The following is a 13,499-nucleotide window of genomic DNA, read 5'->3' on the forward strand; positions in this document are numbered from 1 at the left end:
TGTTTGTGTTGATTTTAGATATGCGTCAGCGAAACTAATTAGAACATTAAGGATAATACTTATCCTATGATAAATATTAATCTATTTTTCTTTTCTTATCCTACTTAAGCTTACTTGAGTAATTCCTAAATAAGAAGCAATGTGTTTTAAAGGGACACGTTGAAATAGGGTGGGTTGATTGCTTAGAAGTGCCTCATAGCGTTCTTTGGCAGGTAACAAATCTCTTGTAATGATGCGTCTTTCAACTTTAAGCAATTCTTTTTCTGCTAATTTTCTTCCGAGATTGGCAATGTGTATATCCGAAAGGTAGAAAGTGTTGAGCTTGTCAAAGTTGATTTCATAAAGCTCACAATCAACTAATAGCTCTATGTTTTCATAGCTCTTTTTATTCTCTACGTAATTTTGCATGGATAAAATGGTAGCACCTTCTTCTCCAAACCAAAATGTGATTTCTCCCTGATCGTGGTAGGAGAAAGCTCTTACGACTCCTTTTTTGATAAAGTAAAGTTTGTTTTCAAACTTATCCGCCTGCAGTAGAATGTGTCCTTTTGGAAATGACTTTTCTATTGCAATATCTTGAATAGTTTGTTTTGATTCCTTTGGAAGTTCATAGATATTGTCAAGTATTTGTTCTAAAGTCATTTTTTGTCAAATTTAAGGGAGTAAATCTATTATCGCTGTAAAGATAAGCTATTTAAAAAAAAGTAGTAGAAGTGCAAAGATGTAGTTTTTTGTAGGTATTTCAGTTTAGAAAGAAAAGCATTTAAGAGAGGTGTTTGCTAATATCTTCGTTTTCATTTTCATTGCTAAGAGAACCAGAATAGCTATTTCAAGCTTTTTTTTATTGTTAAACTTGATTCGTTATTGTGATATAGATTATATTAATGTTAATATTTATGTTTTTGGGCTTAAGTCTTTTTTTTCAAGGTCTTACTTTAATAGATTTGTAAAACTTAATATATAGAAGAAAGCAAATAAACACTTTAAGAATGAATTTTAAATCAACCATTTACGCAGCAGTAGGATGTCTTTTTTCTGTTGCAGCATTAGCAAATGAGACTTTGCCAAAACCAAAGTTAGTAGTAGGATTAGTTGTAGATCAAATGAGATGGGACTATTTGTATCGCTACTATGACCGTTATTCAGATAATGGTTTTAAGCGTTTGCTTAATGAAGGTTTCTCAAGTGAGAATACTTATATAGATTATGTACCTACTTATACTGCAATCGGGCACAGTACTGTTTATACAGGAAGTGTACCAGCTATTCACGGAATTGCGGGTAATGACTTCATTATTCAAGCAACAGGAGAGAGCATGTATTGTACACAAGATGACTCTGTCGTAGGAGTTGGAGGAGGAGAAGGTAAGATTGGGAAACAATCACCTAAGAACCTACTTGTCTCTACAGTGACTGACCAATTAAAATTGGCGACTAATTTTCAATCTAAAGTAATTGGAATTGCAATTAAAGACAGAGGGGGTATTTTACCTGCTGGACACTTTGCAAATGCTGCTTACTGGTTAGACGGTACAACAGGAGATTGGATAACGAGTACTTTTTATATGAATGATTTGCCTAAGTGGGTAAAGTCTTTTAACAAACAAAAGTTGGCTGATAAGTACTTTAAACAGGGGTGGAAGACCTTATATCCAATTGATAGTTATGTTTTGAGTATTTCAGATGACAATGAGTATGAACAGCCTTTTAAAGGAGAAGATAAGCCTGTTTTTCCACGTAATTTAGTAAAACTTAAAAAGGATAATGGCTATGATTTAATCAAATCAACTCCATTTGGAAATAGTTTGACACTTGATTTTGCAAAGGCTGCAATTGAAAGTGAAGAACTTGGGAACAACAGTAAAGGAGTAACGGATTTCTTAGCTGTAAGTTTATCGTCAACAGATTATATTGGACATCAATTTGCAATCAACTCTATTGAGATTGAGGATACATATTTGAGATTAGATGCTGATTTAGCTGAATTTTTTGAGTATTTAGATAAGAAGGTTGGGAAAGGGAATTACACTTTGTTCTTGACAGCAGACCATGGAGCTGCACACAACCCTAAGTTTTTTGCAGATCAAAAAGGTAATGCAGGTTATTTCAATACTGGTGAAGCTCGAAAAATTTTGAATGAAAAGTTAGCTAAGAAATTTGAGCAAGAAGATATCATCAAAAGCTTGACGAATTACCAAGTTCACTTAAACAATAAACTGATTGAAGATAAAGACTTAGAAGAAGATGATATTCGCGAGTTTATTGTAAGAGAGATGAAGAAGCTTGAAGGAATTGCATTCGTAACAGATATGGATAAAGCTGCTCAAGCGAGTATTCCTCAAAAAATTAGAGAGCGTATTGTGAATGGTTATAATATTAAGAGAAGTGGAGTTATTCAGTATATCTTAGAGCCACAATGGTATAGTGGAAAGAAAGATGGAAAGGGAACAACACACGGAACATGGGGATCTTATGACGCTCATATCCCAGCAGTATTTATGGGATGGGGAGTGAAACCTGGAAAAACAACAAGAGAAACTCATATGACGGATATTGCGCCAACTATTGCCGAGATTTTAAAAATCGAAGTTCCAAATGGAAATATAGGAACGCCAATCCACGAGGCTATTGATGTAAAATAAATAGATATTTTATAGAAATATTAAAGCGTTATTAGTGCTAATGTACTAATAACGCTTTTTTTATAATTTAGATTGTTTTTTAATAGTGATAGTTCGTTTTTATTTTTAGCTTTGAAATATCTACAATAATTTTTTAGTAAATATGAAAAAAAGACTTTTACTAGTTAGTTTTATGTTAGTTGTTAGTGCCACACTACATGCACAATATAAAACTATAACAAAGAAAGATTCTAATGGTTTTAAATATGAGACTGTTGAGAATGATCCTTCAAAAGCGCGTATTTATACCTTAGAGAATGGTCTTAAAGTATATTTGGCACAGAATCACGATGAACCTCGTATTCAAACCTATATACCAGTGCGTACAGGATCAAATAATGATCCAGAGGATAATACTGGACTTGCTCACTATTTAGAGCATATGTTGTTTAAAGGTACTTCTAAGTTAGGAACTGTAAATTGGGAAGCTGAGAAAGCTATGATTAAACAGATTTCCGATTTATATGAAGAGCATAAAAAGGAAACAGATGTAGAGAAGAAGAAAGCAATTTATAAGAAGATTGATGAAATCTCTAAAGTTGCTTCACAATATGCTGTTGCTAATGAATATGATAAATCTGTAGCTTCAATCGGTGCATCAGGCACAAATGCTCATACCTGGTTTGACGAGACTGTATACAAGAACGTGATTCCGTCAAATGAATTGGAGAAGTTCTTGATTATTGAACAAGAGCGCTTCTCTGAATTAGTATTGCGTTTGTTTCATACAGAGTTAGAGGCAGTTTACGAGGAATTTAATAGAGGTCAAGATAGTGACTATAGGACTTCACATGAAGCTATGATGAAGCTATTGTTCCCTACTTCTCATTATGGTACACAAACTACCATTGGTACTTCAGAGCATTTAAAGAATCCTTCAATGGTGGCTATCCACAATTATTTTAATCAATATTATGTTCCTAATAATATTGCAGTTGTGTTAGTAGGAGATTTAGAGTTTGAACCAACGATTAAATTGGTAAATGCCTATTTTGGTTCAATGAAGAAGGGGGTTCAGCCTAAAGAATATGTTGCTGTTGAACCACCGTTAACAACTATACAATCAACAGAGGTTTTTAGCCCTCAAAGTGAGAGAGTTGAAATAGGTTTTCGCCTTGGTGGTGTAAAAACGGAAGATGCTACTTACCTATCTTTGATTGATATGTTATTGAGCAATGGGCAAGCAGGTCTTATTGACTTAGATGTCAATCAAAAGCAAAGAACGCTTTACGCAGGTAGTTCACCTATGATTATGAAGGATTACTCTGTACACCAGTTAACAGGTATGCCTAATGAAGGACAAAGCTTAGAAGAAGTGAGAGATATTCTTTTAGGAGAGTTAGAAAAGATTAAAAAAGGAGACTTTGACGAGTGGCTATTAGAGGCTGTTGTAAATGAGTTTAGAAAGAACTCTATGATGGCTTTGGAAAGCAATGACGCGATGGCTACGGAAATGTATCAGGCGTTTATTTACGGAAGAACTTGGGAAGAGACTGTAAGCGAGATTGACAAGATTGCTAAAATTACCAAAGCGGATGTAGTGAAGTTTGCAAATGAAAAGTATGGTGATAATTATGCTATTGTCTATAAAAGACAAGGTGAAAATAAAGACTTAGTTCGCGTAGAGAATCCTGGAATTACGCCTATTGATTTGAATAGAGAAAGTGAGTCAGAGTTTTACAAACGCCTTAAGAATATCGCAGTACAAGATATTCAGCCTGAATTTATAGACTTTGATTCGGCTATTAAAAAAGATAAAATCGGAAAAGTGGGAGGTACTTTGTACTCCATTGAGAATAAAACAAATGATATTGCTACAGTAACTTATATCATGCCAGTGGGTACTGATCACGGTAAAGTATTAGGTTTAGCAGTTGGTTATTTAGATTATTTAGGTACAAATAAATATTCTGCAGCTGATATTCGCAAAGAGTTTTACAAATTGGGAATAGAGTATTCTTTTAGTACATCTACAGATAAAACATTTATTACCGTAAATGGATTAAAGGAGAATATTCCTGCAGGTATAGCTTTATTAGAGCACTTGTTGACAGATGCGAAAGCAGACCAAGAAGCGTATAACAATTTAGTAGATCAAATCTTGAAAGGTCGTCAAGATGCAAAATCGAGTAAAGGCGGTATTCAAAGAGCATTGAGCAGTTATATTGTTTCAGGAGAAGATAGCCGCTTTAAAGATATATTTAGCGAAAGTGAATTGAAATCTTTGAATCCTAATGAATTGGTGAAGATTGTTCATTCGTTTAGTGATTACAATCAAGATGTTTTCTACTATGGAAATGATTTAGCAGCAACGAAGAAGGCTGTTGAAAAACACCATAATTTAGGGAAGAATAAGAAAGTTCCAGCGTTGAAAGTTTATCCAGAGCCAGAAACAACAGGAACAGTATATTTTGCACCATATGATATGGTACAAGCTGAAATTTCATTTAGAGGACGTGAGATCAAGTTTAATAAAGATATCTTAGCAGCGAGTAATATTTTCAATAATTACTTTGGTGGAGGAATGGCATCTGTGGTTTTCCAAGAGATTAGGGAGTCTAAATCACTGGCTTATTCGGCTTATGCATATTACTTCAATGCAGCAGAGAAAGAGAAGTATAACTATGTGATGGCTTATGTTGGAACACAGGCAAACAAATTACCTCAGGCAGTAGATGCAATGATGGAACTGATGAACGATATGCCAAAAGCTGAAAATCAGTTTGAGAATGCTAAGAGTTCTGTATTAAAGAATATCGCAACACAACGTTATACGAAAGCTCAAATATTCTATTATTGGTTGACTTTAAAAGAGAAAGGTATTGATTACGATATCAATAAAGATCTTTACAAAGAGATTCAAACTATGAAAATGGATGATTTAGTTGACTTTTTCAACAAACACGTGAAAGGTAAATCATTTAACGTTGGTTTATTAGGTAAGAAAGAGAACCTTGATTGGGAAGCAGTGAAGAAATTTGGAAAGATTAAAGAGCTGACTTTAGAAGATTTATTCGGGTACTAATACATTATTTATATAGCTTAAAAAAGCCTCAAGTATTTTACTTGAGGCTTTTATTGTTCTATTGAAAGGTTGTTTTATTCGTTTAAAAGAGAGATATATTCCAGGCCTTGTTTTATTGATTTTACATTATTAAATGTTAGCAATAAGCGCAATCCTGCTTTTGTTTGCTTTTCTTTTATACTACATATATTCGCTCTGTGTTGAACGAAAGTAAACACGTTTCTGAATTTTGCTGTTTGATAAAATTCCGATTTCTGATCGCCAATAAAGTAGCAGATCATCTTTCCTTGTTTCATCACTATTTTTTCTATTCCCATGTCAATAGCATGCTTTTTTATACGCAAACTATTGTGTAAAGCAATCGCTTGTCTTGGCAAGGGACCGAAACGGTCAATAATACGCTGCTCGTAAGCGACTAAATCTTCATCTGTATTTATAGAACTTAGTTCATTGTACAAGTTTAGACGCTCAGTAATATTGTTGATATACTCATCAGGATATAGAATTTCGAAATCAGTGTCAATCTGTACATCGCGAACAAAGACCTTATTTTCCTCTTTATTTTCATCTTCATAAAGATCTTTAAACTCATTTGCTTTAAGTTCTTCAATCGCTTCTTGCATGATTTTTTGGTAAGTTTCAAATCCTATTTCATTGATAAAACCACTTTGCTCACCTCCTAATATATCACCTGCTCCACGTATTTCTAAGTCTTTCATTGCAATATTAAAGCCACTGCCTAAGTCACTGAACTGTTCAAGAGCTTGGATTCGCTTTCTGGCTTCTTCTGTCATCGCTGAATAAGGAGGGCAGATAAAATAACAGAATGCTTTTTTATTACTTCGACCAACGCGTCCTCTCATTTGATGTAAATCAGAAAGTCCAAAGTTATTTGCATTGTTGATTAATATGGTGTTGGCATTTGGAACATCTAATCCACTTTCAATAATTGTAGTCGCTACAAGAACATCAAATTGGCCATCCATGAAAGCAAGCATTAAGTCTTCTAATTTTTTTCCTTCCATTTGACCATGGCCTATACCTACTTTAGCATCAGGTACAAGACGTTGTATCATTCCAGCAACTTCCTTGATGTTTTCAATTCTATTATTGATGAAATAAACTTGCCCACCTCTTTCTATTTCATAAGAAATAGCATCTCGGATTACTTCCTCATTGAATCCTACTACATTCGTTTCTATAGGATATCTATTAGGTGGAGGCGTTGTTATAACTGATAAATCCCTTGCAGCCATTAAAGAAAACTGTAAAGTTCTTGGAATTGGGGTAGCAGTTAGTGTTAACGTATCTACATTTTCTGATATTGTTTTTAGTTTGTCTTTTACAGCTACTCCAAACTTTTGTTCTTCATCGATGATTAGCAAACCTAAATCCTTAAAGACTACATTTTTGTTTACTAATTGATGCGTACCGATAATGATATCTATTTTTCCATCGGCAAGGTCTTTCAGTATTTCGCTTTTTTGCTTTGCAGTTCTAAATCGATTGATGTAGCTGACTCTTATAGGCATGTCTTTTAGGCGTTCCGTAAACGTCTTAAAGTGTTGAAATGCCAGGATTGTCGTTGGCACAAGTATCGCGACTTGCTTGCCGTTTTCGGCCATCTTGAATGCAGCGCGAATAGCTACTTCGGTTTTTCCAAAACCTACATCTCCACAAACTAAGCGATCCATCGGACGCTCGCTTTCCATATCTGCTTTTACCTCCTGGGTTGCTTTTAATTGATCAGGAGTGTCTTCATAGATAAAAGAACTTTCTAATTCGTGTTGTAAATACCCATCAGGTGCACATTGAAAACCTTTTTGAAGTTTTCTTTTCGCATAAAGCTGGATGAGGTTGAAAGCGATGTGTTTAACTCTTGCTTTGGTTTTGTTCTTTAAGTTTTTCCATGCACTTGAGCCAAGTTTATATATTTTTGGAGCTACGCCGTCTTTGCCATTGTATTTTGCAATTTTATGCAAAGAGTGGATGCTTACATACACAATGTCATTGTCTGCATAGACTAATTTTATAGCCTCTTGTGTCTTGCCTTCTACTTGTATTTTTTGCAAACCTCCAAATCGCCCTATACCGTGATCAATGTGAGTAACGTAGTCACCCACAGATAGTGAATTGAGCTCTTTTAGTGTGATGGTTTGCTTTTTCGTATAACCATTCTTTAGATTAAATCTGTGGTATCGTTCAAATATTTGATGGTCCGTATAACAGGCAATTTGGTTTTCTTCATCGATAAACCCTTCAAAGATTGGGTGAACTAATGTTTCATAGGACTGTACTACTACTTGTTCATCCGTGTCTTTTAGAGAATGGAATATCTCTTTGAAACGACGTGCTTGATTCTCGTTTGAACAGAATAAATAATTCTTTATTCCATTGTCTGTATTGTCGTTTAAACTTCTTACCAATAAGTCAAACTGCTTATTGAAAGAAGGTTGGGGTTTGATGTGAAATTCATATGTATTGTCAACATCAATTAACTTTGTTTCATCCAGTTCAACAAAACTGAGAAGTTCTATTTTATCTAAGAAGGCAGCCCCGTTAATAAACATACCTTCTGGTGAGGTATGAGCAAGGTCTTTGTTTAGTTTTTCGAATATCGTGGTAGCTTTGTCAAATAAACGGTTTAATTGTTCGACAACAAGGGCCGTATTTTGAGCAAATACTACAGTGTTTTGAGAAATATAGTCTAAGAAACTCTCTCTGCCTTCAGTAGAAAATTTATTCTCTACGTTGGGAATGATTGTTATCTTTTTCTTTTTTTCGATAGACAATTGTGTCTCAACGTCAAAAGTACGTATACTGTCAATCTCATTACCAAAAAATTCAAGGCGATATGGTTCGTCATTTGAAAATGAGAAAACGTCTAATATACCTCCGCGTACTGAAAACTCTCCAGGTTCAGCAACAAAATCAACTCGTTTAAAATTATATTCAAAAAGAGTTTCGTTGATAAAGTCAATATCGTACTTGTCGCCAACATTGATTTTCAGCGTGTTCTTCTCCAGTACTTTTTTAGTTACAACTTTTTCAAAAAGAGCTTCTGGATAGGTAACGATAATAGCTGGTTTTTTTCTTGAACTAATGCGGTTTAATACCTCTGCGCGTAAAAGAATATTTGCGTTATCGGTTTCTTCAATTTGATATGGTCGTTTGTATGAACCAGGGTAGAACAAAACATCTTGTTTATTCAACAAACTCTCCAAGTCATTTAGGTAATATGCTGCTTCTTCCTTATCATTAAAAATAAGTAGATAAGGAACATCTGACTGGGAAAATAAACTTTCTATTTGAAAGGAAATCGAAGAACCAATAAGACCTTTAAAACGCAGTTTTTTACCACGACTACCTGCTAAATCTTTTAGTATTTGATTTGTTTTTGTAGTGTTATGATAGATTTGTTTAATATCCATTATTCTTCTGTTTGTTCATCTGGGTTAGCTCTTCTCTCCTCGTTTATAAGCTCAAGCATTTCTTCTTCCCCTAATTCTAATGGAATCTTTTTCGCTTGTAAATTGCGTTCCATATTTTTAATTAGGAGTGTGATATTTTTATTTGTCTCTTTTAAGTACATGTCAACCTTGCCTATCTCTATTGGATCCAGGTTTAAGAACATATTTAAGTTTTTTACTGAATTGTAAAGGACCGTTAAGCGAGCTTTATTGTCTTTTTCGTCAATTTCTACGGGGTATTTGACAAAGGTGATTGACTGTAATCTATTGTCAATTTGAGCAATCTTTTTTTGATATGCATCAATAGAAGTAACTGGTTTAAGTTCAGCTTCTTGCTTAAACTCTTTCCACGCATTCCATTTACTTAGTATATCCGTTAGCTCTTGACTTGTTTCTGGAATATCAATCTTCCAGTTAGCTTCGAGGTATTTGAATACACTATCTTGGTGTTTTGTATAGCGTTCTTGTTCAGCTTGTTGCTGTTTTTCTTTGTCTTCGCATGCTATCGAAAGGAATGATAGCGTAAAAATACTCAGTATAAATAGAAATGTTTTTTTCATCTTAATCACAATAAGGCTCAAATTTACAAAGTTATAGGTTAATAATTAGTAACTCTCTCATAGATTGTTATAATAGTTATAAAGTATCTTCTATTATGACTATTTCCATTGATTTCTTTCTATACTTCTTTTATATTTGTGGTTTATTATAATTTATAGATAATGGGAACCAAAATTCTTATCATAGGGGCTTGTGGACAAATTGGGTCAGAGCTAACATTAAAGTTAAGAGGTATTTACGGAAACGATAACGTAGTTGCTTCTGATATACGAGAAGGGAACGCGAATCTGATGGAATCTGGGCCTTTCGAGATATTGAATGCTATGGATTTTGATGCTGTTTCAGCTGTGATCGAAAAGCATCAGATAGAAGAAGTTTACTTAATGGCTGCTTTGTTGTCAGCTACTGCTGAGAAGAATCCTGCTTTTGCATGGGAGTTGAATATGAACTCTCTTTTCCATGTTCTTAATTTGGCAAAAGAAGGAAAGATTAAGAAAATCTTTTGGCCGTCTTCAATTGCTGTTTTTGGGCCTACTACTCCTCGTGTAATGACGCCTCAATATACTGTAATGGAACCAAGTACTGTGTACGGTATCTCTAAGCAAACTGGAGAGCGCTGGTGTGAATATTACTTTAATAAGTATGGTGTAGATGTAAGAAGTATTCGCTATCCAGGTTTAATTTCTTGGACTACTCCTCCTGGAGGTGGGACAACAGACTATGCGGTTGATATTTTCTATAAGGCGATTGAGGATAAACATTACAACTGTTTTTTATCTGAAAAATCAGCTTTGCCTATGATGTATATGGACGATGCTTTGAATGCTACAGTTGGTATTATGCAAGCGAAAAAAGAAGATATAAAAATCCGTTCATCGTACAACCTTGGTGGAATCTCGTTTACGCCTGAGGAAATTTACGCAGAAATCAAAAAACACATTCCTGATTTTACAATCGAATACAATTCTGACTTTAGACAAGCTATTGCCGATAGTTGGCCAGCAAGTATTGATGATAGTGCAGCTCAAACTGACTGGAATTGGAGTCACAAGTATGACCTTGAGGCATTAACCAAAGTTATGTTGGAAAACTTGACAAGAGTTTTAGCAAAATAAGATAAATCTTAAAACGCCAGAGTATTTGCTCTGGCGTTTTTTATTTCTTAAGCTTTTTGAATACTAATTTATATAAGGGTATAATAGTAATGACTAAAGCTGCGATAATTACAATTGTACTTAGATTGTCCGATAGTAATCTTTGTGTTTTTAAGATTAAGGCTACTGCAAAAACAATCAATCCTACGACTAAAAGCTTTAAATTGTTATTCATTTTTTCTAATTTGTACAAATATAGATAATAACTTAAAGTTTATTGAATAAATATATTACTAAAGGACTTACAATCATTACAAAGGAAATTGTAATGAAAAAATAGGCTGTTTGTGCATTCAGTATGCCAAATTGGAAAAGCAAGATAGAAAGTGCTAATATTCCTAAACCTAATAATAAAATAAGTGTATTTCTTTTCATTTGCATAGGTTGTTTATTAAATAATAAAATTACTCATAAAATACAATATAAACACTTCTTTTGAAGTGTATTAACTTCTATTAAAGATATAGTGATATGGAAAATAAAATAAAAGAGATTGTAAACTGTGCAAATCAGTCCTACTCTAAGTGGAGAAAGCAGGATATAGAGCATAGAATAACTTACTTAAAAGCTTTGAAAAACAATTTGTTAGCTAATAAAGAACACTATGCTTCTCTGATGACAAAGGATATGAATAAGCCTTTAATACAAGCTATAGGAGAAGTAGAAAAGTGTGGTAAATTAATTGATTATTATATTGATCACGGTAAAGAGATATTGAAAGGACGCACGATTGCAACAGAGTGGTCAGAAGTATATGTCGTTAATGATCCCTTGGGAGTGATATTAGGTGTGATGCCTTGGAACTTTCCTTTTTGGCAGGTATTTAGATTCGCTGTACCAACCTTATTAGCGGGAAATACAGTCATCGTAAAACATGCGAGTAATGTGCCTTTAAGTGCAGAAGCACTTGAGAATTGCTTTAAAGTAGAAGGCTTTGAGCAAGTTTACTTCAATGTTACTATTCCTGGTAAAGAAGTCAATTCGCTAATAGAAAGTCCTTACATAAAAGGAGTTTCTTTGACGGGAAGTGAAGCAGCAGGTAGTTCTGTTGCCAAAAAAGCTGGTGAATTAATTAAACCTGTCGTATTAGAATTGGGAGGAAGTAATGCCTTTATTGTTTGTCAAGACGCAAATCTCGCTAAAGTTATTCCTGTAGCTGTGAATGCAAGATTTCAGAATACTGGTCAAAGTTGCATTGCAGGAAAGCGTTTTTTAGTACACAATGCTTTGAAAGAGCAGTTCATCGAGCAATTTCAATTAGAGGTGAGCAAATTAAAGAGAGGAGATCTATTTGATAAGAACACTACGATTGGGTTAATGGCGAGGGAAGACTTGGCGATAGAGTTGGAAAGTATTATGAAAGCATCTATTTCTCAAGGAGCACGATTAGTGTTTGGTGGTCATCGCGAAGGAAGTTGGTTCGAACCTACTTTACTCGCTGAAGTTACTCCTGAGATGGAGGCTTTTAGACAAGAGACTTTTGGTCCTTTAGCAGTAGTTGTAGGTTTTGATACCTTAGAGGAAGCGATACAGTTGAGTAATGATTCTCGCTTCGGTTTAGGCGTGTCTATCTTTAGTGAAGATGTTGACTTACTGAGAAGTAGAGTTAGTGATTTTGAAGATGGAGCAGTGTTTATCAATGAGATGGTAATCTCAGATCCACGAGTGCCTTTTGGGGGAAATAAGTTTTCTGGTATTGGTAGAGAAATGTCTGAAGAAGGATTATTGGCATTTGTCAATAAGAAATCAGTAATAATAAAATAGAAATAGTGTTAATTTTTAGTAATTTTGGTTAATACATAAATGTGTTAATCATGGTGGATACTTTTATCGAATTTTATGATAAGATCAATTTTGTTGATTTAATTGAGTTTTGTGGAACATTTGCATTTGCTATTTCAGGGGTTCGTTTAGCTTCAGCAAAAAGTGTGGATTGGTTCGGCGCTTTTGTCATTGGATTTGTCACTGCTACAGGTGGAGGAACTCTCCGTGATCTATTGCTAAACACAACGCCATTCTGGTTGTTATCAAGTGTTTATGCGTGGTGTACAATTCTGGCTTTACTTACTGTTATTCTGTTTAGAAAACAGTTGGTACGTCTGAACAACACGTTTTTGTGGTTTGACAGCATTGGCTTAGGTCTTTTCGTTGTGGTAGGAACGGAAAAAGCAATAGCATTTGGTTATCCTTTTTGGGTAGTTGTAATTTTAGCGACTATTACGGGAACTGTAGGAAGTATAATACGCGATATAATGATTAATGAAATTCCTGCCATGTTTAGGCAAGAGTGGTATGCCTTAGTGTGTATTTTTGGAGTGATGATTTACTATGGGTTAATTTATTTGAAGATGTCTGAGCCAGTAGTACAAGTTCTTACAGCAGCTTCTGTTTTTGTAATTCGTTTACTGGCAACTCGTTATAAATTGGGGCTTCCGACATTGAAGGATGAAGATTAAAAAAAGTATTTTTTTTTGATTTTTTAGTTTGTATAAATGAAATTTCGTTCTATATTTGCATCGCAATAAAGGTAACACACCTTCCTCCTTAGCTCAGTTGGTTAGAGCATCTGACTGTTAATCAGAGGGTCCTTGGTTCGAGCCCAAGAGGG

At 34.4% G+C, this 13,499-nt stretch carries 9 protein-coding genes; 5 read left to right on the forward strand and 4 right to left on the reverse strand.

What is annotated here, in order from left to right:
• Positions 1-81: 81 nt before the first annotated feature.
• Positions 82-642, reverse strand: a complete 561-nt coding sequence (locus tag GOQ24_RS05235; RefSeq protein ID WP_155090681.1) for a Crp/Fnr family transcriptional regulator — start codon at positions 640-642, stop codon at positions 82-84.
• Between the two features lie 347 nt (positions 643-989).
• On the opposite strand from GOQ24_RS05235, the gene pafA reads away from it, so the two are divergent.
• Together pafA and GOQ24_RS05245 are read left to right on the forward strand one after the other, a co-directional pair.
• Complete coding sequence (pafA, locus tag GOQ24_RS05240; protein ID WP_155090682.1) at positions 990-2,642, forward strand: alkaline phosphatase PafA; 1,653 nt, start codon at positions 990-992, stop codon at positions 2,640-2,642.
• Between the two features lie 142 nt (positions 2,643-2,784).
• On the forward strand, positions 2,785-5,706 hold the full coding sequence (locus tag GOQ24_RS05245) for a M16 family metallopeptidase (RefSeq protein ID WP_155090683.1): 2,922 nt from the start codon (positions 2,785-2,787) through the stop codon (positions 5,704-5,706).
• Between the two features lie 74 nt (positions 5,707-5,780).
• Here the strand turns inward: GOQ24_RS05245 and mfd are convergent, their stop codons facing one another.
• Positions 5,781-9,137, reverse strand: a complete 3,357-nt coding sequence (gene mfd, locus GOQ24_RS05250; RefSeq protein WP_155090684.1) for a transcription-repair coupling factor — start codon at positions 9,135-9,137, stop codon at positions 5,781-5,783.
• Positions 9,137-9,736: a hypothetical protein gene (locus GOQ24_RS05255; protein WP_155090685.1), complete on the reverse strand. Its 600-nt coding sequence runs from the start codon at positions 9,734-9,736 to the stop codon at positions 9,137-9,139. The genes mfd and GOQ24_RS05255 overlap by 1 nt, the downstream gene beginning before the upstream one ends.
• A gap of 162 nt (positions 9,737-9,898) precedes the next feature.
• Here GOQ24_RS05255 and GOQ24_RS05260 point away from each other — a divergent pair, with 162 nt between their 5' ends.
• Positions 9,899-10,852: an NAD-dependent epimerase/dehydratase family protein gene (locus GOQ24_RS05260; RefSeq protein ID WP_155090686.1), complete on the forward strand. Its 954-nt coding sequence runs from the start codon at positions 9,899-9,901 to the stop codon at positions 10,850-10,852.
• 40 nt (positions 10,853-10,892) lie between these two features.
• On the opposite strand, the gene GOQ24_RS05265 is transcribed toward GOQ24_RS05260, so the two are convergent.
• Positions 10,893-11,066, reverse strand: coding sequence for a hypothetical protein (locus tag GOQ24_RS05265; RefSeq protein ID WP_155090687.1), 174 nt, complete (start codon positions 11,064-11,066; stop codon positions 10,893-10,895).
• Between the two features lie 296 nt (positions 11,067-11,362).
• Between GOQ24_RS05265 and GOQ24_RS05270 the strand changes: the two genes are divergently transcribed.
• Positions 11,363-12,655: an aldehyde dehydrogenase family protein gene (locus GOQ24_RS05270; protein ID WP_155090688.1), complete on the forward strand. Its 1,293-nt coding sequence runs from the start codon at positions 11,363-11,365 to the stop codon at positions 12,653-12,655.
• Positions 12,656-12,705: 50 nt separating this feature from the next.
• Positions 12,706-13,347, forward strand: coding sequence for a trimeric intracellular cation channel family protein (locus GOQ24_RS05275; RefSeq protein ID WP_155090689.1), 642 nt, complete (start codon positions 12,706-12,708; stop codon positions 13,345-13,347).
• Positions 13,348-13,499 lie beyond the last annotated feature (152 nt).

Source organism: Myroides sp. LoEW2-1 (genome assembly GCF_009767705.1).
Lineage (GTDB): Bacteria > Bacteroidota > Bacteroidia > Flavobacteriales > Flavobacteriaceae > Flavobacterium > Flavobacterium album_A.